This is a genomic window from Alteromonas sp. I10 (genome assembly GCF_003201515.1).
GTDB classification, from domain to species: Bacteria; Pseudomonadota; Gammaproteobacteria; order Enterobacterales; family Alteromonadaceae; genus Alteromonas; species Alteromonas macleodii.
The window spans coordinates 359,658-385,135 of sequence record NZ_QJJN01000004.1; the positions used below are offsets into that span (position 1 = coordinate 359,658).

At 45.1% G+C, this 25,478-nt stretch carries 19 protein-coding genes; 8 read left to right on the forward strand and 11 right to left on the reverse strand.

The window, feature by feature from the left end:
* The first annotated feature begins 21 nt into the window (after positions 1-21).
* A complete protein-coding gene (locus BZA03_RS10585; RefSeq protein WP_110288745.1) occupies positions 22-1,014 on the forward strand; it encodes an XdhC family protein in 993 nt (330 codons plus the stop codon).
* Here the strand turns inward: BZA03_RS10585 and BZA03_RS10590 are convergent.
* Positions 1,011-3,641, reverse strand: a complete 2,631-nt coding sequence (locus tag BZA03_RS10590; RefSeq protein ID WP_110288746.1) for a TonB-dependent receptor — start codon at positions 3,639-3,641, stop codon at positions 1,011-1,013. The genes BZA03_RS10585 and BZA03_RS10590 overlap by 4 nt on opposite strands.
* Positions 3,642-3,979: 338 nt before the next feature.
* Here BZA03_RS10590 and BZA03_RS10595 point away from each other — a divergent pair, with 338 nt between their 5' ends.
* From BZA03_RS10595 to BZA03_RS10610, 4 genes are all read left to right on the forward strand, one after another.
* Positions 3,980-4,666 (forward strand): histidine phosphatase family protein, encoded by a 687-nt coding sequence (locus BZA03_RS10595; RefSeq protein WP_110288747.1) that lies wholly within the window; start codon positions 3,980-3,982, stop codon positions 4,664-4,666.
* 11 nt (positions 4,667-4,677) lie between these two features.
* Complete coding sequence (locus BZA03_RS10600) at positions 4,678-5,913, forward strand: acyl-CoA dehydrogenase family protein (protein ID WP_110288748.1); 1,236 nt, start codon at positions 4,678-4,680, stop codon at positions 5,911-5,913.
* A gap of 49 nt (positions 5,914-5,962) precedes the next feature.
* Positions 5,963-7,021, forward strand: a complete 1,059-nt coding sequence (locus BZA03_RS10605) for a phosphotransferase family protein (protein ID WP_110288749.1) — start codon at positions 5,963-5,965, stop codon at positions 7,019-7,021.
* Positions 7,022-7,096: 75 nt separating this feature from the next.
* Positions 7,097-8,071, forward strand: a complete 975-nt coding sequence (locus BZA03_RS10610) for an NADPH:quinone oxidoreductase family protein (protein ID WP_110288750.1) — start codon at positions 7,097-7,099, stop codon at positions 8,069-8,071.
* 79 nt (positions 8,072-8,150) lie between these two features.
* Here the strand turns inward: BZA03_RS10610 and BZA03_RS10615 are convergent, their stop codons facing one another.
* The 3 genes from BZA03_RS10615 to BZA03_RS10625 form a co-directional block, all read right to left on the reverse strand.
* Positions 8,151-9,566 (reverse strand): alpha-amylase family protein, encoded by a 1,416-nt coding sequence (locus tag BZA03_RS10615; RefSeq protein WP_110288751.1) that lies wholly within the window; start codon positions 9,564-9,566, stop codon positions 8,151-8,153.
* 175 nt (positions 9,567-9,741) lie between these two features.
* Positions 9,742-10,383, reverse strand: coding sequence for a YchJ family protein (locus tag BZA03_RS10620; RefSeq protein WP_110288752.1), 642 nt, complete (start codon positions 10,381-10,383; stop codon positions 9,742-9,744).
* A 253-nt stretch (positions 10,384-10,636) separates the two neighbouring features.
* On the reverse strand, positions 10,637-11,047 hold the full coding sequence (locus BZA03_RS10625) for a hypothetical protein (protein WP_039216466.1): 411 nt from the start codon (positions 11,045-11,047) through the stop codon (positions 10,637-10,639).
* A 328-nt stretch (positions 11,048-11,375) separates the two neighbouring features.
* Here BZA03_RS10625 and BZA03_RS10630 point away from each other — a divergent pair, with 328 nt between their 5' ends.
* Positions 11,376-11,774 carry a YqaA family protein gene (locus BZA03_RS10630; RefSeq protein WP_014998633.1) on the forward strand — a complete coding sequence of 133 codons (399 nt, stop codon included), beginning with the start codon at positions 11,376-11,378 and terminating at the stop codon, positions 11,772-11,774.
* Positions 11,775-11,796: 22 nt separating this feature from the next.
* On the opposite strand, the gene BZA03_RS10635 is transcribed toward BZA03_RS10630, so the two are convergent.
* The 5 genes from BZA03_RS10635 to BZA03_RS10655 form a co-directional block, all read right to left on the reverse strand.
* Positions 11,797-12,456, reverse strand: coding sequence for a sulfite oxidase heme-binding subunit YedZ (locus BZA03_RS10635; RefSeq protein WP_110288753.1), 660 nt, complete (start codon positions 12,454-12,456; stop codon positions 11,797-11,799).
* 98 nt (positions 12,457-12,554) lie between these two features.
* Positions 12,555-13,562, reverse strand: coding sequence for a protein-methionine-sulfoxide reductase catalytic subunit MsrP (msrP, locus tag BZA03_RS10640; protein ID WP_110288754.1), 1,008 nt, complete (start codon positions 13,560-13,562; stop codon positions 12,555-12,557).
* A gap of 152 nt (positions 13,563-13,714) precedes the next feature.
* A complete protein-coding gene (locus BZA03_RS10645; protein ID WP_110288755.1) occupies positions 13,715-15,058 on the reverse strand; it encodes an anti-phage deoxyguanosine triphosphatase in 1,344 nt (447 codons plus the stop codon).
* Between the two features lie 76 nt (positions 15,059-15,134).
* Positions 15,135-15,734, reverse strand: coding sequence for a 5'-deoxynucleotidase (gene yfbR / locus BZA03_RS10650; protein WP_012519109.1), 600 nt, complete (start codon positions 15,732-15,734; stop codon positions 15,135-15,137).
* 1 nt (position 15,735) lies between these two features.
* Positions 15,736-16,956, reverse strand: coding sequence for a pyridoxal phosphate-dependent aminotransferase (locus BZA03_RS10655; RefSeq protein WP_110288756.1), 1,221 nt, complete (start codon positions 16,954-16,956; stop codon positions 15,736-15,738).
* Positions 16,957-17,228: 272 nt separating this feature from the next.
* On the opposite strand from BZA03_RS10655, the gene BZA03_RS10660 reads away from it, so the two are divergent.
* Positions 17,229-18,023 (forward strand): DUF2189 domain-containing protein, encoded by a 795-nt coding sequence (locus BZA03_RS10660; RefSeq protein WP_014949751.1) that lies wholly within the window; start codon positions 17,229-17,231, stop codon positions 18,021-18,023.
* 417 nt (positions 18,024-18,440) lie between these two features.
* The gene (locus tag BZA03_RS10665; protein WP_014949750.1) at positions 18,441-18,785 is read left to right on the forward strand and encodes a DUF3718 domain-containing protein; all 345 of its coding nucleotides are present in this window, start codon (positions 18,441-18,443) and stop codon (positions 18,783-18,785) included.
* Between the two features lie 125 nt (positions 18,786-18,910).
* On the opposite strand, the gene BZA03_RS10670 is transcribed toward BZA03_RS10665, so the two are convergent.
* Together BZA03_RS10670 and BZA03_RS10675 are read right to left on the reverse strand one after the other, a co-directional pair.
* Entirely contained in the window at positions 18,911-22,090 is a 3,180-nt protein-coding gene (locus tag BZA03_RS10670; RefSeq protein ID WP_110288757.1) for an efflux RND transporter permease subunit, read from the reverse strand.
* On the reverse strand, positions 22,087-25,470 hold the full coding sequence (locus BZA03_RS10675) for an efflux RND transporter permease subunit (protein ID WP_110288758.1): 3,384 nt from the start codon (positions 25,468-25,470) through the stop codon (positions 22,087-22,089). Before BZA03_RS10675 ends, BZA03_RS10670 begins: the two co-directional genes overlap by 4 nt.
* Positions 25,471-25,478: the final 8 nt, after the last annotated feature.

Here is a 25,478-nt window from a genome sequence, read left to right on the forward strand (position 1 = left end):
TAAACGGGTGTAGAGGTAGTTATGAGTAATCACGTTAACCATTTGTTGGCCCAGTGGCTTCCACTTAAAAACAAGCATAAGTGGGTGTTAGGTTTTATTTTTAAAACCGAAGGCTCATGCTACCGCAAAGCAGGCGCCATGATGTTGTTTAGTGACGCTGGGCATCAGTTAGGTATATTAAGCGGTGGCTGCTTAGAAAGTGACATCGTTAAAAAAGCCCAGCGAGTAATGACAGACGGGGTAAGTCGTACCGCGGTTTACGATGACGAAGATGAAGAAGACATCGCGTTTAAGCTAGGTGTTGGATGCGGCGGTGTGGTGTACTTGGCACTCGTACCAGTTAACGAGAGTAACCAGTATTTATCGTTGGATGTGGTTAGCAAAAGCTTATCAAACGGAAAAGCGTGTGAGTGGCGCTGCGCTGTAGACGGTACTTTGGGTGATTGCACGGAATTGGAAGACCATTCTGCTAAACCTAGAAAAGCTGTGCTAGACACCGTTGATGGCAAGCGCATGTTGTCGGTTTTGATGCTGCCGCCTATCCACCTACTTGTTGTTGGAGGTGGGTACGACGCTACCTTTATGACTAAGCTTGCTAGTTTGCAGGGCTATTTAGTCAGCCTTTGGGATCCAAGGCCTGCACAAGCAAGACTTGAACATTTTCCCGAGGTAAATTACTTGATTGAAGACCCGTCTACTGAAGGCTTACGTCTTCACATGGGCGAACATAACGTTCAAGCAGCAGTGCTTATGTCCCATCACCGTGAAATTGATGCAAAGGCGCTGCAGGTGCTAAGCAAGCAATCGTTAACCTATACGGCAATGCTCGGGCCACTGCACCGTAAGCAGGAAATTATGGATTTAGCCGGGCTTGGCGATACCAACTTTACTCAGTATTTTGCAAGCCCCGCTGGTTTCGACATTGGTGGTGAGCTACCTGAGCATATAGCGCTGTCTGTTATTGCTCAGTGCCATGCGGTGTTTCATACCAAACCTACGCATTTAAAGCGTTAGAAAGACTTTCTGAAGGTAACGCCAAAGCTTCTAGGCGCGCCTGGGTAGGCCATGATCTTTCCGGTTTGTACGGGTACATCAAAGCCACTTCGTGCAACGTACTCTTCATCGAAAACGTTGCGCGACCACGCAATAATTTCGCTATCCCATTGTGGGATAGTGAAACTTACGCGAACGTTAAATAATGAAAAGTCGTCAGCGTATTTGTACGGGTCGTTCGCATCATCAAGAAATACGTCGCCCGTGTATTGGTAGTCAATACTGGCGGAGGCTGGATAATTCCCAACTTCGAAATAGTGATTCAGCATAAGAGATAGTGAGTTCTGAGGCTCGAAGCCTACGCGGTCTCCGTCTCTTGAACAGAACGGGTCGTTCGGCTCCACTCGGCCCGGATCGTCAATGCCCGTGTGCCACGTGTACGCAACCCAACACGTACCGCGTTTAAACTCATCAAAGTTCGCCAATGTGCGCGATGCAACAGCCTGTAATTCGGTATTTTCAGTCATTAGCCAAGTGGCTTCAAGTTCTACACCTTTTACTATGATATCGCCCGCATTTTGGAGGTTGAACCCCGTTCCGGTAAAGGTCGTCGCCTGAAAGTCGCTAATTTGTGTATAGTGCGCCGCAGCATTTACGCGCACGCCGTATTCTTCAAAATCGTGTTTTATACCTATTTCAGCACTTCGCGATTTTTCAGCATCAAAAAGCGGGCTAAGCGAAGGTAAAATTCTGTCGGTATTCGTACCGCCAGCTTTGTAACCAGTCGCAAAACTGGCGTACGTTAGCGTGTTGTCATTAGGGTGATAAGCCAGTTTTACCGTGCCGGTTAACTGTGAATCATCAAGCTCTTCGTTTAAGTCAGGTCGCGGCATAACCGCTGCAGATCCCAAGAAAAAATACCCCCAACCCGCTTGTTGAAATGGTGCTATAGCGTTAAGTGACTGTGCTGTAGGAGCTTGTCCCGCCGCTAACGCAGCAGCGATGTTTTGTAACCCAAATACAGCACGACCTACATTAGGCCATTGCGCTGGGTCTTGAGTTAGTCCGTCAATACCAGGCCCTTGCTCATCGTAGGCTCCGACAATCGACTTTTCTTCGCGGGTATAGCGTAAGCCCGTTGTTAAGGTGAAATCACTGTTTAACAGCCAATCCAGCTGAGAGAATAAAGCAATACTATCTTGCTCTTGATCGGCGCTGTGCGCGAAAGCAGTACCGGACGGCGCGGGTGCTGCAGCAGGCGCAATAAAGCCTGATGTAACTGCAGAAAGTTCGTTGATGGCGTTAGCCAAAGGCAGCAGATCGGGCGCGGCGGCATTAAAGAACGCACTAAAATCATCTTGCGTGGTAGTATCAAAGTTTAGATCTAAGTTTTGGCTGTAATAGTAAACACCTATTAAACCGCGCACATCTTCACTGGTGTAATGTAATCTAATTTCTTGAGAAAACGACTGCTGCTTGGCGTCGTTAGTGGCAGTAAGAAGGTCCGCATCAGAAAAGTCGGTATCTACCGTATCTAAGCTGTCAAACGCGCGGTACGCGCTTATGCTCACTAAATCCCATGCTTTGTTTAAAGCAACATCTACTTGAACTGATAGTCCTTTGTCTTTCATTTTTGAAAGGGGAGTTTGCGACAGCGAGGTTTTATAGTCATAAAAGTTATCGCGCCCGTAAATAGTTGCATTAAACGGCGGTTGTAGCAGCAGCGCATCAGTACCGAATTTACCCGCTATGTCATTAGCCTGAATATTGTTTTGAAAAGTTAGTGCGCCGCAGCACCGTTCGTCTAGCTCGCCGTAATCAGCGATAAGCCGTACGCTAATGTCAGCTGTTGGAGTGTAAAGCAGCTGTGCTTTTATCGCAGAACGGTTACGGTTATTCAGGGTTTGTCCGCTGCGCTCGTCGGTAATGAAACCGTCACTGTGAGAACTAAAGCCAGATACTCGCATGGCGAGTACATCGTCGATAAGCGAAAACGACGAGCCAGCGCTTAAACGAACCAAGTTATCATTGCCGATGATGACTTCGGCAAAGCCGTCGCGCTCGTCGTGTGAAGGTGCGACCGTCGTTAACGTCATTGCGCCAGCGGCGGTATTCTTTCCGAATAGTGTGCCCTGTGGCCCACGCAACACTTCTATGGATTCAATATCGACTAAGTCGTTTATTAACGCGTTTTGTCGTGCACGGTACACACCATCTACGTATAAACCCACCGAAGACTCGAAGCCGAAGTTTTGTGAAGACGTGCCAATGCCGCGTATTGAAAACCCTGAATTTGTTACGCTTTGATTTTGAAACGCGCCAAAAGCAGGTACGTAGTTTTGCAGGTCAAACACATCTCGGCTAACTGTTTCAACTAAGTCTTGACCTGAAAGCGCAGTGACCGCAACGGGCACATCTTGCAAGTTTTGACTGGTCTTTTGCGCCTGTACAACAATGTGTTCCAGCGCCTTTTTGTTATGCGGAGTAGATAGAGCATTCTCATCGGCGTGAGCGTGGGGAGCCAAAGCAAGTGTCGACGAGACAATAGAGGCAATAAACGGCGAACTACATAGGCAACGCGTAATGGCGTTTTGGGGTGTAGATATGCTTGAGCTATTACAAGACAAAGCGTGTGTAAGTGACTTCATTTTGGTTCTTTTTATTTTTCAAAAGCGGGGGGCTTTAAACAAAATTAATCACGACAAGGTCGCGTCCAAATGCGTACAGTCCTTTACATTTTAAATACGCCAACTTCCCTATGACGTCGTGTAGTGCCTTTTCACTATACAATCTAATGAACATATATTGCACGCATTTGAAGCTATCATGTCAAATTTTGTTCGCAACGTGCAAAAAGTAAACAGATATTTGGCAGTGAATAGTTTCACATGATGCATACTCATTCAAAATATCAATTAAACTTATATCGCTGTTTTCCTTAGTATGTTGGTTGAAAGTTAACATATTAATAACATCAGGCAGCGGTATGACAGACATCTATTTAGTGCGACATGGTCAAGCGTCTTTTGGCAAAGCGAACTATGACAAACTTAGTGAACTGGGTGGGCAACAGGCCATTTGGCTTGGTGACTATTTCAAGCATCGCAATGTTGAATTTGATGCAGTTTTCTCTGGCGACATGGTTAGGCATCACGAAACCAAAGAAGGTATTGCCTCGGGTATTGCTACTGAAGACTATACGCTACCTGAAGTTACAGTGAATAGCGCACTGAATGAATTCAATTTTCAGGCAGTGGCTACCGCCTATTTAACACGCTACCCAGAAGCAAAAGTACCTGAAGGTGCTTCGCCTTCTGAATATTACCGATTGCTAAAAAAAGCAATGCTTGCCTGGTCGCAAGACGAGTTGGCGTATGAACTCCTTGATGAAACATGGGGTCAGTTCGAAGACAGAGTTCACAGTATGCTCACGCACCTTCAAAGTATAGATGCGAAGCGCGTACTTGTTGTGAGTTCTGGCGGTGCAATTGCCATGATGCTCAAACACATTCTTGGCTACGATGCGGCCACCGTTGTGAATATGAATTTGCAGATCCGAAATGCCAGTTTTTCTCAATGCTTTGCCAATGCGCGAGGCGTTCACCTTAATAACTTCAACAGCGTACCTCACCTGGATGTGATTGACAGGTTACACGCCATTACCTACAGCTAAATGGGGCAGTTATGAACTTTGAATATAATGAAAAGACCCAAGCACTTTTAGAAAAACTAAAAGCGTTTATGAAAGAAGAAGTGTATCCAATTGAAAAGGAATACATTCACGCCGTAGAAAATGGCTCTGCCAACAATGGCGAAGGTCGTTGGAAAACGCCTGAAATGATGCATACATTGAAAAAGCGTGCAAAAGAAGCGGGTCTTTGGAATCTATTTTTACCTGAAGAATATAAGCCATATGGCGCGGGCTTGACTAACGCAGAGTATGCACCACTTTGTGAAGAAATGGGCAGAGTTTTGTTTAGCTCTGAAATCTTCAACTGTAGTGCGCCAGATACTGGCAATATGGAAGTGCTGGCGAAATACGGTAACGAAAGTCAGAAAAAACAGTGGTTAGAGCCTCTGTTAAACGGGGAAATACGCTCAGCCTTTGCTATGACAGAGCCTGCAGTGGCATCAAGTGACGCGACAAACATCGAAACTTCCATTAAGCGCGATGGCGATGAATACGTTATCAACGGCCGTAAGTGGTACACCAGCGGTGCTATGAATGAAAACTGTAAAATTATGGTGGTAATGGGCAAAACTGATTTCGATGCGCCTCGTCACCAGCAGCAGTCTCAAATCTTAGTTCCTATGGACACTAAGGGTGTGACTATTGTTCGCCCAATGGCTGCAATGGGCTATTACGACGAGCCTATCGGTCATGCTGAAGTCTTGTTTGAAGACGTACGTGTACCGGTAGAAAACTTACTGCTTGGTGAAGGGCGTGGTTTTGAAATTGCACAAGGACGCTTAGGCCCAGGCCGTATTCACCACTGTATGCGTCTTATTGGTTGTGCTCAGCGCGCGCTCGATATGGCGTGTGAACGAGTTGAGAACCGTGTGGCATTTGGCAAGCCGTTGTCAAAACAGCAGTCGGTTAGAGAAAGCATTGCGCAGATGCACTGTGATATAGAACAGGCACGCCTGCTCACGCTAAAAGCGGCAGATAAGATGGATCGCTACGGTAATAAAGTATCGCGCGACCTTATCGCTGCTATCAAAATAGTTGCGCCCACTATGGCCTGTAACGTTATTGACCAAGCCATACAGATGCACGGGGCTGCAGGTACAAGCCAAGATTTCGTACTGTCTGCCATGTACGCTTATGCGCGTACCATCAAGCTAGCAGATGGTCCTGATCAGGTGCACATGATGCAGTTAGGTCGTAATCTTATTGCTGAAAAAGCAGTCGCTGAATAAGTCAGTGTTGTAAATAAACAATACAAAAAATTACGGGTAAGGAGTGAATGTGTCTAAAGAAAATGCGAAAGCCCCACATGCTCTAGACTTAGCAGTTTTAAATGAATATTTATCTTCTGCGTGCCCGAGTATTGGGCACGTCAAAAGCGCTGAGAAATTTGCAGGTGGGCAATCGAACCCGACGTTTAAACTTACTACGAATAACGGCGTTTATGTATTACGCCGTCAACCTCCGGGCAAATTACTGAAATCGGCTCATGCGGTAGACAGAGAGTTTCGCGTTATCAACGCGTTGCAAGGCTCAGAAGTGCCTGTGCCTAAAGCGTACCATTTATGTGAAGACCCCAGCATAATCGGTAGCATGTTCTACATTATGGCATATGTCGAAGGTGACATTTTCTGGAATAGCGCACTGCCTGAAATAGCATCTTCTGCTACTCGCGGTGCCATGTATGATGAAATGAACCGGGTGCTTGCAGCGCTTCATAGTGTAGATATTGAAAGTGCAGGCTTACGCGATTATGGAAAGCCTGGCAGCTACTTTGAGCGTCAGCTAAGCAGGTGGACAAAGCAGTATCGTGCATCAGAACTTGAGCATATTGAAGAAATTGAAAGTCTTATTCAGTATCTTGAGGCCAACCTGCCAAAAGATGATGGACAAGTGTCGTTGGTTCATGGAGATTTTCGATTAGATAATATGATGTTTGATATGTCTGATGCTAAAAATCCTAAAGTAGTCGCGGTGCTTGATTGGGAATTATCTACGTTGGGACATCCGTATGCGGACTTGGCTTACCAATGCATGCAGCTACGCCTTCCCTCTGATATTGCACACGCAGCTGGGTTAGGTGGTTTAGACAGAGAGCAGTTAGGCATTCCAAGCGAACAGGAATATATTAACGCGTATTGCGAGCGAAGAGGTATTGACGCCATTAGCAATTGGACGTTTTACCTCGCATTTAGTTTTTTCCGTTTAGCCGCTATTTTACAAGGTGTGGTAAAACGCGCTCACGATGGCAATGCGTCAAGCGAGAAGGCAATGCAGTTAGGTGCGATGGTGCGCCCATTGGCGCAAATTGCCAATCAAACTATACACCAAAGCGAATAAGCACCTTATAACTTATTAAATGACATGCCATGCTACGTAATAGTGTGCACGTCGAACAAAGAAACTGGAGACAGTATGAAAGCAATCGTATGCGAATCTTTTGGGCCACTTGATGAACTTCAATTTAAAGATGTTGCAGACCCGCAAGTTAAAAAAGGGTATGTAATCGTAAACGTTGAAGCCGCAGGGGTAAACTTTCCAGACGGGCTGCTGGTGCAAGGTCTGTATCAAATGCAGCCAGACTTCCCGTTTATTCCTGGTAATGAGGTGGCAGGCACCATTTCTGAAGTAGGTGAGGGGGTAACCCATTTGAAAGAAGGGCAACGAGTTATTGCGTTGTCTAACTTAGGTGGTTACGCAGAAAAAGCGCTGATCCCTGCCACTCATGTTATGCCGTTACCTGATCCCATCCATGTTAATGAGGGGGCTGCTCTTGTAACTGCGCATGCGACAGCACATCACGCGTTAAAACAGCGCGCAAAACTGCAGCCAGGCGAAACACTGGTTGTAACCGGCGCAGCGGGTGGTACTGGCTTAGCAGCAGTGCAAATAGGCAAGATTATGGGCGCTAAAGTGATTGCAGTTTGCTCAACAGAAGAAAAGCTGGCGCTTGCTAAAGAGTATGGCGCAGACGTTTTAATTAACTACAAAGAAAAAGATCTCAAAGAAACGCTGAAAGAAGTCACAGGCGGCAAAGGTGTCAATGTAGTTTATGAATGCGTTGGCGGTGACACATTCCACGCTTGCAGCCGCAGTATGGCATGGGAAGGTCGTTTACTTGTGGTTGGCTTTGCTGGCGGTGAGATCCCGAAATTCCCGGTTAATTTAGCGCTGGTAAAAGGCTATTCGGTTATGGGCGTATTTTGGGGCTCGTTTACTCAGCACGATCCAAAAGGCTTTGCGGAAAACATGCAAGAGCTTTTAACTTGGTATGTGCAAGGTAAGGTGAAGGTGGTCGTAGATGAAGCATTACCCTTAGAACAAGCAACGAAAGCCATGGCCAAGGTAATGAACCGGGAAGTGAAAGGTAAGATGGTACTTGTGCCCTGATCCTACAAGCCTGACACGTGGGTAACTTAACAATAAAGCCTGAACAATCGATGTTCAGGCTTTTCTTGTTAACAGTGGGTTATTCCATAAGCCACATTCGTGCACTTCTTCCTGGTACATAGAACTTGTGCCACTGAGTTGTAATATATTGCACATCATTACTTAAGGTATCGCGGTAATTTCTATACCACCACAAATTGTCCGTAGATGTATCTACCCAAATATCTTGGCCGTCTGCGCATTTATTAATACCCACAACGCCTTGATGGTCACGCTTGAAGAAAATAACGCAGTCATTATGACTTACAACTTGCATGCCACTGCCCTGAACTCCGTTATGGAATTTAACCATACCCTTGATGTCATCACGCTTGTACAAATCTACCCAACGATTATCACCACTTTCATTGTTATCTGAGTACAGTAATGGAACACCACCGTCACGCCCTAGTACATAGGCATTTGCCAAATGTTCGTCGGTAGGGTCAAGTAACTGGTAGCGGAAGCCGTCGTTTAGCGGGATGTCGTGGGTAATACTAAATGTGATGGCCTTGTCGCCTGATAAAGCCTGACCGTACGCACCTGGGTCAACTAAGGCATTCATCGAACCACCGAAGGTAAATGCACTGCGAATTTGCGCGAAAAGCGGGAAGTCGTAGGCCGAGTGACCTGTTGCTGATAAATAAGGTGCAAGGAAGTTATCATACTCACTAGAGCCTGCACCGCCCGTGGTAATTATTTCTCCGAAAACATGCACGCCGTTTTTTATATTGCTGTCGAACACCGCGTTGATATGATAGTTGGTCATGTGCTTTGCAGCATCAACGCGAAAACCGGTTACACCCATGTCTTTTAACGCCTGAAGATACGCTTTTTGCTGGGCTACTACCCAATTATTGGGGTCTAGGTCGGGCAAGCCAGGATCTGGCGCGGCGCCGCATAATCTATTGTACTGAACATCGCCCACGTCGCTGTAGTTACTGATGCACTTAGGGCCACCTTGATCATACGTACCGTGGAAGTCACCACCGCCAAAAAGGCCGCTACTTACATCACCAAATAATGTGATGCCATTGTAGTATCCCTGATTTGAAGAGTACTGCTGTAGTACTTCACTTCCGGGGTAGTTTAAGTCTGAACGTTTCCATGCTTCATTCGCCATATGATTAAAGACAATATCCGCATAGGTCTCTACACCTTTGGCATTTAATGCATTAACCATCGCTTGAAAGTCAGCAGTGTCACCAAGTGGATTATCAATAACTCGATAGTCCTGTGGTTGATATCGCGCCCACCACTGGTCACCTGTCGATTTATAAGCAGGCGAAACGAGTACTTTGGTGTAACCAAGGTCCGCAATTTCCTGGGCTTTTGCGGCGACGTCGTCGTAGGTCCAGTTAAATGCGTGCAGTATAACGTCGGCATAGCTTTGATAACTTAATGTACTCAGTGCTGCGCCTATTAAAACGCCTGCCGCATGTTTCTTCATCTTCATAGTGTGTCCTATTTTATGTGGGAGCGAGATAAAAGATGAAAGCAATGCTTACATTTTGTTTACAAATAATAAACATCGTGCATACGTATTCAATTCACCTTTAATTTTAAATTAAAGGAAAGGTGAACAATCAAGATGCGCAGGGAAGGGAGTACAGTTAGTTATTGCAATTGGATTAGCGGCTCTTAGTTGCGCAGCACTGTTTAAATTTTTTGTTGCTACCGCAAACACAAGGTAGGTTTCTCCCGTATTTAATTTTGCCGCAGTCGTCGTGTAATACGCCGTCGTGATAACGCCACTTACCGTCTTCAACACTAAAATTCGACGTTTCGTGAAGCTGATACATGCTTTTATTTTCAAAATAGTAAGCAGTGAATTCAACAATGGCATTATTGGGCTTAGAGATGAGCTTGGAGATGGGCTTTAAACTAGGCTTAGAGATTGCCTCGGCGTTGGTTTGCGCTTCGACTTTAGCGTCAGCATTTACAGAACTGTCTATCGAACTCTCTTCAGTACTACTGACCGAGTTACCTACCAAGCTATCTACGGAGTTATCTACGGAGCTAGCCGCTAGAGTGGGGTGTACTTTAAGCGCGAACCATGTCGCACCTTGTGCGCTTTGCGCCAAATCTTCTACAGAAAGACCCTGCTGCTTTTCTTTGGTGTAGGTTTCAAGAATATATTGATAATGCGCTGTAGCGTAGGCTGAAAACCGGGAGCGCATAAGTTGCTCTGCAGAACTAGGGTATTTATCACCCTTAATAAAAGGCTCGCAGCATTCGTCGAAGGATTTTGATGAGCAACAGTAACAGCGCATAAGACAACTCGCAGTTTAAAAGTAAAACAAAGCGCTACAGTATAAGTATAAGTTGCGTGAGCCCCAACTTTTTTAAACGTAAATGTTGCCGATATTCAATGAGTCCGTGGTGGTTGATGCTAAAGGGTACATGTCAGAGAGTCCACGCCAAAGAGCTGTATAAAAATAAATATTTAGGTTTTGTTTACGCATCGCTACTCAGGCAAACGTAAGATGGAGCAAACGCAAGATGTAAGCATAAACAGGCTTTGTATTACCAAGGGCCTAATGCTACGTTTTGTTCGTCATTAATGCTGTTAACACGTACATTCACCAGGCTGACAGAGTAAAGCTCACACAGCTTTCTAATCATTTCACTGTCTGTTGGTTGAAGGTCTAAATCGATGTTTTCCACATACAGTGTTTTACACTGGCCACCTGTAATCAGCTTACTGATCCATTCAGGCATTTTTTCTTTTTCAGGTTTCTGAATACGGATAGCGTGATCTACAGATTTAGAAAACGACACCGTATTTGAAAGCAGATAATTCCAACCTTTGTCGTTATTTCCTTTTCCATTACCTTGTTTTTCGCCAGGAAACCCTTCTATCGGCAAAGGTAGTTGAACAACATTTGAAACCGAAGCGCGTAAAGCATTGAATCGTGAAACTGAAGATGTGTTCATAGTAAAACCCTTTATGCATTTGCCCTTAAGTTCATAAATCGAACTTCAGGAATATTGTTATTAATTGATACTGGTTACTTATACAGTGTGTATGTGTATACAGTATTCATAAAAGAGGGATTTGGCAAGTATTTAGTTGTACTTTTTTCACACAAATTGGTGCTTTGTCAGTAACTATATAAAAGATAATGGTTTTTTTGTGCTTTCGAATTCTGAAGGAAGTATTCATACTCCGATTAAGGTAAGATGCGCGCGAATTTTACATAGAAAACTACTGTATAAAGCTGGAGGAGCGTTGAGCGTATTAATACATTTAGGCTACTTGGGGATGTTCTTATCTGCATTTTTGGCTGCCACTATATTGCCTTTTAGTTCTGAAATTGTGCTTAGTGCTTTATACAGTAGTGGGTTGAGCTGGGTGTTGTTGCTTGTTGTTGCTTCGTTAGGAAATGTACTCGGCTCGGTGGTTAATTATGCATTGGGCTTCAAGTTCGGAAAAGAAATTGCGACCGATAAGTTAAAAGTGAGCGAAGCAGCGTTTAACCGTGCAAGCTACACCTTTACAAAGTGGGGGAAGTGGAGCTTGTTTTTATGCTGGGTACCTATTATTGGCGACCCTATTACTTTAGTAGCAGGTGTACTTAGAAGCCCATTTTGGTTTTTTATTCTTGCGGTAACGCTTAGCAAAACAGCGCGTTATGCTGCGCTGCTTTACGTGCTCGTTTAAAAGGTTTTCGACTTTAGTTTTCTCACGCCACTGCGTTTTTGTCTCTCGACTTCTTTTGGCTTTTCTTCTGATACGTCACATACCACTGCTTCATTCTAGGGCTCATTAATATCAGTCCAATCATCCAATACCAAACGGGCTCTTGCCAAAATGTCTTCTGCGACCAGCTGAAATGAAGTAGTGCAAGTGGCAGGATCAGGTAAATGCTGTTATGAAGCTTCTGCCACTTTTTTCCCATGTTGCGCTGGATACGCTTGAACGACGTAGCGGTGAGAGCAAAAAGAAGAAGTAACGCTGCCATGCCAACAATGATGTAAGGCCTGCTTACTATCTCGCTAGCCACTAGTGCCATATCAAGCTGGAGTTCAAACACAATGTAAGTGAGCAGGTGTGCAAAGGCGTACACAAAGGTGTATACGCCAATCATACGTCTGAATTGCATTGGTTCTGGGCTTGGTAACCATTTTGCAAGTGGGCTAAGAGTAAGCGTTAGTAAAAGAAAGTGAATTGCCCAAGTTCCAGTCTCATTGATGAGCGTGTTTACAGGGTCTGGACCAAGCTGATCGGTTACCCCTGCAAAAAACAACCAAGCGATATAGCCCAATGCGAAAAGGTGAATAAGACCTTTTAGGCTGCGGCGCTGCCATACAGAGAGTCGAAATGTTTTTTTTCTTAACGGCATTAAATGAACAACTTAATAATAATGTTTAATAGCTTCGGTCATGAGATATTGGTTAGAAGGGCTAGCTATTTGCTCGTAGCCCGTATAAAACGTACCAGCTAGTAATAACGGGATAAGTCCATATCTTTGTATAGCGGCGCGACTTCGCTGTAACCGTTGAACATTTGGGTGTCGATGCGATTTCTGGCGAGTAGCCCACCTGTGGTTATTCTACGCTCGCTGGCCTGGCTCCACCTTGGGTGCGACACGTTTGGATTCACGTTGGCGTAAAAGCCATACTCGTTGGCGGCCAGTCGATTCCATGTGGTAGGCGGTTTCTTATCGGTAAGGCGAATTCTCACAATAGACTTAATGCTCTTAAAACCATACTTCCACGGTACAACAAGCCTAATAGGCGCACCGTTTTGAGGTGGCAAGGTCTTCCCGTAAAGACCAACCGACATGAGCGTTAACGGGTGCATGGCTTCGTCGAGACGCAAACCCTCTACGTAAGGGTAATCAATACCACCACCGGTAAAGCGGCTTCGTTGACCGGGCATTTGCTCAGGGTCGTATAGGGTTTCAAACGCCACATACTTGGCTGACATTAATGGCTCGGCTTGTTTTAACAACGCCCCCAACTCAAACCCAATCCAAGGCACCACCATCGACCATGCTTCCACACAGCGCAAGCGGTAAATGCGTTCTTCAAGGGGAAAACGCTTTGTTAAGGCATCGTGATCAAGCTCAATGGGGTTTTTAACCATCCCGTCAACTTTTAACGTCCATGGATTAGTTTGAAATTCAGTCGCATTTTTGGCTGGTGCATCTTTAGATGTGCCAAACTCATAGAAGTTGTTGTAGCTGGTCACTTTATCTTCAGGCGTTCGGGTTTCCGTTATTTGAAACTTAGGGGGCTGACTAAACTCCAGCGCCTTTCCCTTAAACGCTGCCTTCTCTTCTTCATCTTCCCAAAACCAACCGGCAGCGCCTGCCGACTTCGCCAACAGCGTAGACGCTCCCACAAAGCCCATAGATTTGAGCAATGAACGGCGATTCATATAAACGCCTTCATTGGTTACGTCGTTATCAGTTAATTTTACTGAGGGTTTAAATGGTTTTGGCATTACGTCACCTAAATTATGATAAGACTATGAGAAATGGTCGTCACTTCGCCCAGTACATTTAGCTACGTTAATGTAACGAGTAAGTTCAACATAATAAAAAAGACCGAGAGTACGGTCTTTTCATTTCAATTAATTTGGAAAAACAAAACAATCTACATATGCAGACTATCTTGAATACCGCCTTGTTTAGGTGAAAAGATATTACTGTATAGGCGAGGTGCGAATTCATCGGTCATACCCGATATATAGTCGGCGAGAACGCGCATACCATTGCCGCTCTCACAGGCCTTACGCCAGCGAACTTGGGTGTTTTCGGGAAGTAAGCGGTCAGGATCTGATGCAAAGGCTTCAAAAAGCTCCATAACCACCAGCTGTCCTTTGTATTCAAGAAGCTGCACATCGGGGCGGCGTATTACTTTGTTAAACACAAAGCGTTTGAAAAGCTCCAAGGCTTGTGCAAAATGTTCAGGCATTACGGCGTTGAACGCCAGTAACGGGTGAGCGAAACCCTCAACGCCTTTTATTTCAATAGCTGTAATAAAGCTATTTACCAGCGCGCCTATGGCATTTTTCCTTTCGTGATGTGCAGCGCTAAATAGCTTATTGGTTAGCACTTCTATATTGTCTGACAGCCACGGTACATCTAGCGCTTTTAGCGGGGTGGTTACATCCTCGACAAAATGATGCTTGTCGACCATATCCATTACAATGGCATCTTCTAAGTCGTGAATGCCATAGGCGATATCGTCAGACAGTTCCATAATTGAGCAGTCGAACGATTTAAATTGCGTTTTACTGTGTGCATTCAGTTTTGCAGTAAACTGTATAAACCCATCTTTATCTTCATTGCTAAATGGCGCAAGTAGCCAGTCGAATAGGGGCTCATCGCAGCGAAACAGACCTTTTGGCGGATGCCAGTCGTGGGCCTTTACCTGACGAAGTGAAACAGGGCGCTCTGGCGTAGGTCCTTTACTATGAAGGGCATCGATAAAGTTTGGATATTTAACCAAGCCTAACACGCTTCTTCTGCATAAATTCATGCCGTGTTCGGCGGTATAGGGCTCTAGCTGAGTGATGATCCTAAAAGTTTGTCCGTTTCCTTCAAACCCGCCGTATTGGTGCATCATGTAATTAAGCGCAATTTCACCACCATGGCCGAATGGGGGATGACCAATATCGTGAGCCAAGCAGAGGGTTTCGATTAACGTAGGATCAAGCGCTAACGTCGTGGCGATATCTGGAAATTTCACCCAAAGTTGGGCAGTAATACCGGTGCCAATTTGGGCGGCTTCTAGAGAGTGGGTTAATCGAGTGCGATAGAAGTCGCTCAGCCCCACACCGAGCACTTGCGTTTTTGCCTGTAATCTACGAAAGGCGGCGCTATGAAGAACGCGTGCTTTATCACGTTGATACGGATTGCGGTGATCGCCGTCTCTTGTTTCACTGCGGGGTAAACGACGCTCGTGTAATGCTAATTCCCAATCGCTTGTTGCCAAAAAAACCTCGCTGCCTTGCTGTGTATGCTACTTCTATTCGTCAGTATAGTGATTTATGGGCTGTTAGCCGCCTCGCTCACATATCGTCTTGCGTAATTTCATCAAGACTTAAAGAAAAGCTTGGTACGTAACGCGTTAAGAAGTAGTCCACCTCTTCAGAATGATATTCTTTAAGGGTTTTATCTAATCTTTTCTTAGCCAGCTTAAACTCTTGGTTACCAGCAGCTAATTCTTCAAGCGTTTTTAGGTAAGCGCAAAGTACGTCTGCTGCTTTCACAATAAAAGCTTCTTCTTCACTATGGTAGTGATGATCAATAAGCGCCGCATAGTCTTCTCGAAATGCCTCTGGTGCCATTTCAATTAGCTTGTTCTCTGCAATTTTTTCGATCTTTTTATATTCTTCTTTAATCGCAGGGTTAAAATATTTCACTGGGGTAGGGAGGTCTCCAGTGAGTACCTCCGACACGTCGTGAAATATTGCCATGGTAGCAATACGATCAGGGTTTAGTGTGCCGCCAAAAAACTTATTTTTTATTAAAGCAAGTGCGTGGGCAACCATGGCCACCTGCAAACTGTGCTCCTGCACATTTTCTGTGCGCACGTTGTGCATTAGCGGCCAGCGATTAATAAGCTTTAAGCGCGCCAGGTGCGCAAAAAAGTGACTTTTATCAGACACATTACGCCCCTTGCTTATACGTTCTAAAGAAGTTGCCAATACGATGCAGAGCAGGCACCAAAACATCGCTGTGCGGTAAAAATACTAATCGGAAATACGTGCCTTCAGTAAGGTTAAACGCGCGACCGTGTACCAGCAGAATTTTTTCAGCGCTTAATAAGTCCAGCACCATTTGTTCATCATTTTGAATGTTGAATTTCTTCTCATCTACTTTGGCGAAACAATACATGGCACCTTTAGGTTTAACGCACGAAATACCGTCAATGCCGTTTAGCATATCTGTAGTCACGTCGCGCTGAATGCGAAGGCGCCCGTTTTCTTTCACCAAGTCGTCAATGCTTTGATAGCCGCCTAACGCAGTTTGAATAGCACTTTGACACGGTACGTTAGCGCACATCCGCATGGAAGACAGAATATTAAGCCCTTCAATATAGTCCGACGCCAGGCGCTTATTGCCGCTGACAACTAGCCAACCTGAACGAAAGCCCGCCACACGGTAGTTTTTGCTTAAACCGCCAAAGGTAACAAAAAAAACATCGTCAGCCAGTGAAGCAATACTGGTGTGTTTTGCTTCATCGTAAAGAATTTTGTCGTAAATCTCGTCGCTAAATACAACAAGTCCGTGTTCGCGGGCGACTTCAACCACATCTTGTAAAAGGGCTTTGTCGTAAACTGCACCGGTAGGGTTGTTAGGGTTGATCAGTACGATCGCGCGAGTTTTACTGGTGATTTTACTTTTTATGTCGTCAATGTCGGGGAACCAGCCTGCTTGCTCGTCGCAGCGATAATGAACGGGTGAACCTGACGAGAGGCTAACTGCTGCAGTCCAAAGCGGGTAGTCAGGGCTTGGAATAAGCACTTCATCGCCATGATTAAGCAACGCTTGCATCGCCATCATAATTAACTCAGATACGCCGTTACCAATATAAACGTCGTCTACACGGATGTCTTTAATGTTGCGCTGCTGGTAGTACTGCATCACGGCCACACGGGCAGCATAAATTCCTGTCGAGTCTGAATATCCTTGAGACGTAGGCAGGTTATGAATAACGTCTTTTACGATATCGTCAGGGGCTTCAAATCCAAATGGGGCGGGATTACCGATATTCAGCTTTAATATGCGGTGTCCTTCGTCTTCCATTTTGCGTGCTTGCGCAGCAATTGGGCCTCTAATGTCGTAACAAACGTTATCTAATTTATGTGAGCGAGATACAGTTTTCATGGTCTATCTGGTTGATTTACATACCCTGAGATTATCGCAATACAAAGCCATATGCGATGGCCTTTTTGCAGTATTTCTGCTTTAAGCACTACTTTTTTCACCAAGTGGCTATTTATTGACCACATAACGAGATGAATGATCCGCTTGTCACTTAAGTATAAAATTTATGTTAATAGCTTGTGAACTTTTCATTCAGCGCCTATCGTAGTAGTAAGGCGTGTATAAAAAACGCGTTAGTAACAAACAGGCTAACAAGCAGAGGTGATAAGAATATGTCGCACCATTTCAAAGAAACACCAGAGAATGCAATCACGCAAAGTGGTATAGCACGCGTTATTCCCTGTAAAGAATTAGACGTTGGCGACCCTATAAAATGGTTGTCATTGGCATTACGAGACGCTATGCGCGCACCAGGTCTCACATTGTTTTATGGCGTTCTTTTCGCGGTTATTCCGTGGTTCATTATGTACTTGGTTGAAATGACAGGTTGGCACTTAGTTATTTTACCCGCCATTGTTTGCTTTATGTTGGTAGGTCCATTTTTGGCTGCTGGTCTTTATGATGTGAGCTGGGAAATGGAAAAAGGCCACAAGCCCACGCTACGCCACTCTTTACGCGCAATGCGCCGAAATGCATTTAACGAGTGGGGCTTTGCCATACTGCTTATGGTGATGATGATATTTTGGTTACGTGTCGCATCGCTAATCCACGCGCTTTATCCGCCTTATATAGAAAACGACTTAGAAAGCTTGTTACCGTTTTTAGCGCTAGGCACAATTGTTGGTGCGGGCTTTACATTGGCTATGCTTTTTATTACGGCGTTTACCCAACCAATTTTGATGGAACGCAAAGTAGACCTTGCCACCGCCGTATTAACCAGCGTTAACGCAGTGTGGCTTAATAAGGTGCCCATGCTTATTTGGGGGGCGATCATCTTTACCACCGTTGCGATTGGTTACGTAACCGGGTTTATTGGTTTTATCGTGTTAATGCCTATTATAGGCTACGCGTCATGGCATGCTTATATTGATGCTATCGAGACTAAGCGCGAACGCAAATATGAGTAGTCGGCTGCGCTTTCTGTAATTTAATTACGGAAAGGGCGAGTGTTTCTGCTTATTAAACGCGCTCTATCATTATATATTTTGTTAAAATTACATTTTTAAGGCCCCGAAAGGGGCCTTTTTGTATTTAAGTTTTATACTTCTTTCTTTCTTCAAGTGTCGTTGCTAGATACATTAGTAATATATAATTTAGATTAGTCTCTATAAAACAAAGGTTTAAGCCGATAACAACGGTGTAACAAACAGATTTACTGCGTATTTACCCCCATTACACAATCATTCAACAGAAAAGTTTTAATTCTTGATGCATAAATAAAGGGCGTTGAGCGAATTGTTGATTGTTCAGCTTTGTTCAACCAAAAACTAAGAGTTTGCCACAAACTTGATTAAAGCCTTTATCTACACATTGAGGAATTAAACATGAAACCAGTTAAATCGAAACTAGCCAACGCGGTAAAAGTGCTAGCTGTAACTGCAACCGCAGCATTTAGCGTTAACGCAACTGCCGCAGCACCGCAAAAAGACATACGCTTTGTAGGCGAAACCCAATTTGCAGGGTTTTGTAAAGCTGTGATAAATGATGATGTTAGAGTACTTCGCTCTAGTCTTTCACGTAACGTAGGTCGCATTGGTGCTAGCCAGCGTGAAGTGTTGCGTATGGTAACGTCTGAAGAAGGATTAACGTGCAATGGCAGTAGCCTAATTGAGTTTTCAGTTGAGCGTCACGCTGATGCCGTACATGAATACTTAACGTCGCGTAGCTAAGGCGTGGTAGCGGTTACGATAAATCCAGAAAAAGCGGGCTAGCTTGCACTCATCGTCAATCACGTTGACGTAAATGGTGAAAACTAGACCCGCTTTTTGTCTTACTTTTTGCTTTAAAATGCGCCTTAATTAGCGATTTTAATATACGTGGCTACACGCGCTTTACTGGTTTTAAACAAACGTTGCGTTTTAAACCTAAGCTTTAGTAGCAACACGTAAGCAAGTGGTACTAAGAACAAGCTGGTTAGTGTTGAGAACACCAGCCCACCAATGATTGCAATGGCCATTGGCGAGTAGGGAGGGCCGTCGCCGCCAATTCGAGTACTCCCCATCGCAAGTGGAATAAGCCCTAGAACTGTAGTGGCTACTGTCATCAGAATAGGCCTGATACGTGTCATACATCCTTCAATTACTGCGTCATACAGCGACAAGCCTTCATTAATTAGCTGATTAATTCTGTCCACCAATACGATGCCATTGTTAACCACAATACCCATCAGAATCAGCATGCCAATCATCCCCATGATAGACATTGAGGTACCCGTCAACATAAATGCCCAAAACACACCGGTGAACGAAAATAACAGCGAAGTGATCACAGATGTTGGAAGAATTAGCGATTCAAACAGCGCGGCCATCACAACGTATATCATGCAAAGCGCTAATAGCATATTCATTTGCATTACGGCATTGGCTTCATCCTGGCGAGAGAAGCTGCCGTCTAGCGTCCACTTGTAGCCTGTCGGCAGTTCAATATTAGCTAATGCTTTTTCTATGCGTTCACGAGCTTGTTCGGTGGTGGTTTCACCCTCTAGATTTGCACCAATAGCTAGCGCTGTTTGACGATAGTTGCGGTTAATTTGCGAAAGCTGTGGCACCACAGTGAAATCTGCAATCATGTTCAGCGTTACCGATTGACCCTGCGTAAACCCAATATTGATGTTCTTAAGTTCGCTTAGCGAGGCTTGAATATCGCTGCCAAACTTAAGCTGCACCGCCACTTCTCCGGCGTCACCATAGCGGAATGTACGTAAATTACTTCCGCGTAGTGCCGTAGAGATAAGTTTAGCCACATCGTTTACTTGTATGCCGAAGCGGTTTGCTTTCTCTCTGTCTATGCGTATTTGAACCTCATCACGGGTAGATCCCGTGTCGGCTTTTACATCTTCCAGCCCTTCTATAGTGGAAAGAATAGGGATGATCTGCTCTGAAATATTTAGCAAGGTTTCTGAAGACTCGCCCAACAGCGTTACTCTTACGCCACCACCGTTGCCGCTATCCCACTGGAAAGAGGGGCGAGCACGCACGAATGAAGGCATGTTTTCGCGAATATCCTCCTTAATTTTACCCACACTTACGGGCAACTCGTCATTAAGCGTGATACCGCTTACTGCATGGCCGGCAGTAAAATAGGTATACACCTGCTTAATGTGAAAGCGTTCTTGGTTTTCATAAAGATATGCTTCCATTTTATTTACGGTTTTTTCCACTTCATCCAAGGTGAAGTTTTGTGTCACATGGTAATTAAGCCAAATGCGCTCTTGGTTGTCGTTACCCTCATCGTCAGACGTTACCACCTGCATAGGCACAAAGGTCGATGCCAAGATAAATAACGCGATAACGCAGGTTACGCCCTGGTGTTTCAACATCCAGTTTAGCGCACGACCATAGCCTTTTATGTAGGACGGTGTTTGAGGCGTTTTTACAACAGGGATCTTTACCTTAGTTGTCAGCAAGGGAATAAGTGTTTTAGCAATGAAAAGCGACGCGAACAGAGATATACAGATAGCCACAGCAACGTGCTCTAAGAAAATAGTCACGTCTATTTTCACCCCAATAATATTAGGTAAAAACACTATTGCCGTGGTTGCAGTTCCGGCAATGACTGCAAGACTGACTTTGTTTACACCAATCTGGGTGGCTCGCTTAATGTCTCCCTCTTGTTGGCGTTCTTGAAATACGCTTTCAGTGATCACAACAGCGTTGTCTACCAGCATACCTACCGCTAGCATGAGGCCCATCAACGATAAGATATTAAGGGTATAGCCCAATAAATACATTACACCTAAGGTAATGCAAATCGAGAATGGCACTGAAAGCACCACGATTAAGGTAGTGGTGAGCTGGCGCAAGAACAAATACAGCACAATAACTGAAAGTAACGCACCTAAAAGACCTGCGTTTAGCAAATCGCTCAGCGACGAAGTCACGCTTTTCGCGGTGTCGTCCATTACAAATAAACTAATGCCTGTAAACTCAGGATCTTCCTTGGCTTTTTCGATAACCTTCATTACCGCGTCGGAAACTTCTACAAGATTGCTGCCCGATTCGCGAAATACGTTAAAGCCTACCGCGAAGGTGCGATCTAAATGACGTCCTTCGTTGCGTTGAGGAAGCTCGTAAGTCACGCTGGCTATATCAGACAAGCGAACGCTGCGGGTAACCCACATATTTTTAAAGTCGTTTACATCGGTAAATTCGCCAGTTGGGTTAACCAGAATTTTTTCACCGTTATTGTACATATAGCCCGCGGTTAGCGAGAAGTTGGCGTTTTGAAGCTGCTGCTCTAAGCGTGTACCGTCTATTTGGTAGGCCGCCATTTTCTTAGGATCTAAGCGAATAGTAATTTGACGCTTCATTGTGCCGTATAGCTCAACTTTCGATACACCCTGAACACGCTCTAGCGGTCGCTTAAGGTTGCGTTCTAGCAAGTCGTAGGCATTTGATAAGTCGCGGTCGCTCGATACACGCAGCTGGAATATAGGCATATCGTTGGTGTTAAATTTATACACCATGATCCGCTCTATATCGTCAGGAAGTTCGTGGCGAATAGCGTCAATCTTCTCCCGCGCTTCAATACTTTTGGCTTTAAGGTTTTCATCCCAGTCGAACTCTACAATGACCTCAGCCATATTGTCGTACGACCGTGCCCTTAATCGCTTTATCCCCGACATGGTAGCAACAGCTTCTTCAACCGGACGGGTTATCATCGTTTCAATCTCAACAGGCGTTGCATCAGGGTAGGGGATCTGCACTACCATTTCTGGAATATCAATCCCAGGGAATTTCTCTAAAGGCAATAAGCGGCCAGATACAATGCCGAACAGCAACATAGACAAAAACAGCATTCCGATGGTAACGGGCTTATTTAACGCAAAGCGTGCAAGCGAGGCGCCTATACCTGCAATTTTTGAAAGGTGCGGCTGTGAAGCTATATCTGTCTCGCGTTGATTCGGTTCACCTATTTGGCGCTTTTCAGTATGGGTTTCAGAACTGTTATTAGCGTTGTGAGAAGGTGTACTCATAGTACACCTCCTTTCGACATCGCTCCTTCGTCACTAAAGCCCGCATTAGTGTTAACAGACGTTTTCTGCGCAACGTTTTTCTTCACGTCGAACAGGCTGTAAAGCACTGGCAGTAAAATGAGGGTGAGCAAGCTTGCAAACAGAAGGCCGTAAATAACAGTGATGGCCATTGGCGTGCGAATTTCAGCACCTTCACCAAAACCAAACGCCATAGGCAATAAACCTAGTACCGTAGTAAGTGTGGTCATCACAATAGGGCGCAGGCGGGTCTTTGCAGCATCTAGAATAGCGGTGTCTTTATCTACTCCTTGACGGCGTAACTGATTTATACGGTCAACTAATACAATAGCGTTGTTTACTACAATACCGCACAGCATAATCAAACCGATAAATACCACCACGTTTAGCGGCGTATTGGTAAGCCACAATCCATACACAGAACCCGCGCCAGCTAGCGGCACTGCGAATAAAATAAGCAGAGGGTGCAGCAGCGACTCAAACTGAGACGCCATAACCAAATACACCATAAACACGGCAAGTGCTAGGGCAAACTGTAGCGAACGGAAGCTGCTTTGCATGTCTTCACTTTGTCCAGTTACTGTTGCACTTAAAGATAGAGGAAGTTGGGTTTCATCAATGACTTTATTAGCAACGGCAACTGCTTCATCAAGCTTACCCTTGGCTAAATTTGCAGATACCAGCGCTACACGCTGCTGTCCAACGCGGGTGATTTCGCTAGGACCTACACTCATGTACACGTCTGCAACTGCACTTAATGGAATAGGTTGCGCAGAGCCTGGATTAACAACAATGGCGCGCACGCTGGCGATGTCATCTCGCTGGTTTTCTTGGGTTCTTACTAGCACATCTACCTTTCTGTCTTCAACACTATACTGTGTAGCGACACGGCCACCTACTTTGGCCGCAATAAGCTGAGAAACGGTTGATGCATCAAGCTCAAGGCGAGCAAGTTTGGCGTGATGGAAGGCTATTTTAAGCTCTGGGTTTCCGTCACGAATGCTGGTCGTTACGTCTGCAAAATTATTAAAACTGGCTAGCTTGGTAGCAATGGCGTCGCCATACTGCTGTAGTTGATTGAGGTCGTAACCCGCAATTTCAATTTGAATAGGCGAGGCAAAGCTAAATAGCTCAGGCTCTGAAAACGTTGCCTGAACTTGAGGTTTGAAGGCTAGGTACTCACGAAGGGCACGCTTTACCGCGTCCATATCGGCAGCTGTCGCCGAAGGCTGCATGACAATGTTTAAGCGGCCCCAATGATCGCCACCCTGATTAGGCGCAGCGCTTATAAGGCTTCCCGTACCAGACATGGCATAGGTGCGAAGCACCTTGGTTTCGCCGCCATCATTGTTATTTACTGCAACCGCAGCAAGCTCGCTGATAATAGCGTCGGTACGCGCTAGTGGCGAGCCCGCAGGGAGGGTCACTTCTACCGAAAATTCTCCTTGTGACAGGGTAGGAATAAGTTCCATACCTAGTTTTGGTACAAGCATTATCGCGCCAGCAGCAAGAATAAAGGCAGTAGCTAACACCAGCGCTTTGGCTCTAAGACTTACGCGCAGCAGTTTTTCATAAGCAGAAGCGAGAAGGTCAAACCCTTTGTTAAATACCCAGATAAGTGGTTTAAACGCAACGCTTAATAATTTGCTGACGATATGCCATGCGCCTATCACCAAGGTAACCAAGGCTGCAGGTAAAAATACAAAGATAAGTCTGAATACCCAACGAACTGGCAGGGTAACGTAATACATAACTTTGCCCAATGTTGACGTAGGAGGGGTAGGCGCTGGTGTAGTAAACACATCTTCGTGGTCTAGCTGTTGCTTTTTCTTCTTATGTGCCATCGCAGGGATAAGTGTGAGCGCAACAACAAGCGATGCAGCTAAAGCGAACGACACGGTTAACGCTTGATCTTTAAACAGCTGACCTGCAATACCTTCTACAAATATCAGTGGCACAAACACGGCCATAGTGGTCAGCGTCGAAGCCACAATTGCGCCAGAGACTTCTTTTGTTCCTTCGCTGGCGGCAGATGCCTCAGTGTCTGTGGCTTCTGCCGTCGTTTTTTCATTAGCTGTAGCGTTATCACTTCCAGCCATTTTTAACTTCTTATGGCGATCGATATTTTCAAGCACAACAATGCTGTTATCTACTAATAATCCAACAGCCAGCGCGATACCACCTAAGCTCATCATGTTTAAGCTTATGTCGTTGGCATACATTAGATTAAAGGTGGCAATTACTGATACCGGAATAGAAACCGAGATAATAACGGTAGCCCAGAAGTCTTTAAGAAAAAGGTACAGCACCAACATGGCTAAAATACCGCCCATCACTGCCGCTGATTTTACGTTATCTATAGCTTGCTTAATGAACACGCTTTGGTCATAAATTTCGCTAAGCGTGTAGTTGGAAGGCAAGTTGTTGTTGACCTCATTTAACCGGCTAGCCACTTTTTGTGAAACGTTAACCGCATTAGCATCGCCTTCTTTATAAATGGCAATTTCAATGCCTTCATTGCCGTTAAAGCGCGTTACCACATCACGATCTTTATAAGCACTCTCAACCGTTGCCACGTCTTTAAGTTGAATGTTTCTGCCTTCAAAACGCCCAATGAAAAGGTTTTCGATATCGCTCAGTGTTTCAAACTGATTTAAGGTTCTGACCAAAAACGCCTGGGCTGCGTTATCAATTCGACCGCCGGCCGCGTTAATGTTTTCGGCACTGACCCGGTCAATAATTCGGGTAATGGGAATCGACAGCTGACTGGCTTTCTGCTGGTCGATAAGAATGTGTATCTCGTTTTCTAAACCACCGCCAACGCGCACGGCTGCCACACCTTCTACCGACTCTAAAGCTCGTTTTACCTGCTGTTCGGCATATAAACGTAATCGCTTCATTTGCGCTACGCTTAAACTTGACGTATCGCTTTGTGCCGTCAGCCCCAGTTTAATTACCGGGTCTAAACTTGGGTTAAAACGAAGGAGTCTTGGTTTTTCTATATCAAGGGGAAGTTGTAATACATCAAGTTTCTCGCGCACTTCTAAGCTCGCGAAATCCATGTCAGTACCCCATGCAAATGAAAGCACTACGTCAGACTGGCCTGCACGCGATGTGGACGTGACTTTACGTACACCTTTCACTACACCAATGGCTTCTTCAATGGGCTTTGAAACCAGTTGTTCGACTTCGCCTGGCGCTGCACCGTCGTAGTCAGTACGAATGGTGAGAGTAGGGTAAGATAAGTCAGGCAGTAGGTTAACCGACAGTCTGCCTAACGACACCATACCAAATAGCAATACCGCAAAAGTGAACATACTAACGGCAACAGGGCGCTTTACAGCAATATCTACAATACGCATTGTGTGAT

What these genes read in the sequence shown, in the direction of transcription:
- BZA03_RS10630 (WP_014998633.1), top strand. Translation starts at nt 11,376, where the DNA reads ATGTTCTTATCTGCATTTTTGGCTGCCACTATATTGCCTTTTAGTTCT.
- BZA03_RS10635 (WP_110288753.1), bottom strand. Translation starts at nt 12,456, where the DNA reads ATGCCGTTAAGAAAAAAAACATTTCGACTCTCTGTATGGCAGCGCCGC.
- BZA03_RS10595 (WP_110288747.1), top strand. Translation starts at nt 3,980, where the DNA reads ATGACAGACATCTATTTAGTGCGACATGGTCAAGCGTCTTTTGGCAAA.
- msrP (WP_110288754.1), bottom strand. Translation starts at nt 13,562, where the DNA reads ATGCCAAAACCATTTAAACCCTCAGTAAAATTAACTGATAACGACGTA.
- BZA03_RS10620 (WP_110288752.1), bottom strand. Translation starts at nt 10,383, where the DNA reads ATGCGCTGTTACTGTTGCTCATCAAAATCCTTCGACGAATGCTGCGAG.
- BZA03_RS10615 (WP_110288751.1), bottom strand. Translation starts at nt 9,566, where the DNA reads ATGAAGATGAAGAAACATGCGGCAGGCGTTTTAATAGGCGCAGCACTG.
- BZA03_RS10625 (WP_039216466.1), bottom strand. Translation starts at nt 11,047, where the DNA reads ATGAACACATCTTCAGTTTCACGATTCAATGCTTTACGCGCTTCGGTT.
- BZA03_RS10600 (WP_110288748.1), top strand. Translation starts at nt 4,678, where the DNA reads ATGAACTTTGAATATAATGAAAAGACCCAAGCACTTTTAGAAAAACTA.
- BZA03_RS10665 (WP_014949750.1), top strand. Translation starts at nt 18,441, where the DNA reads ATGAAACCAGTTAAATCGAAACTAGCCAACGCGGTAAAAGTGCTAGCT.
- BZA03_RS10610 (WP_110288750.1), top strand. Translation starts at nt 7,097, where the DNA reads ATGAAAGCAATCGTATGCGAATCTTTTGGGCCACTTGATGAACTTCAA.
- BZA03_RS10655 (WP_110288756.1), bottom strand. Translation starts at nt 16,956, where the DNA reads ATGAAAACTGTATCTCGCTCACATAAATTAGATAACGTTTGTTACGAC.
- BZA03_RS10675 (WP_110288758.1), bottom strand. Translation starts at nt 25,470, where the DNA reads ATGCGTATTGTAGATATTGCTGTAAAGCGCCCTGTTGCCGTTAGTATG.
- BZA03_RS10590 (WP_110288746.1), bottom strand. Translation starts at nt 3,641, where the DNA reads ATGAAGTCACTTACACACGCTTTGTCTTGTAATAGCTCAAGCATATCT.
- BZA03_RS10660 (WP_014949751.1), top strand. Translation starts at nt 17,229, where the DNA reads ATGTCGCACCATTTCAAAGAAACACCAGAGAATGCAATCACGCAAAGT.
- BZA03_RS10585 (WP_110288745.1), top strand. Translation starts at nt 22, where the DNA reads ATGAGTAATCACGTTAACCATTTGTTGGCCCAGTGGCTTCCACTTAAA.
- BZA03_RS10670 (WP_110288757.1), bottom strand. Translation starts at nt 22,090, where the DNA reads ATGAGTACACCTTCTCACAACGCTAATAACAGTTCTGAAACCCATACT.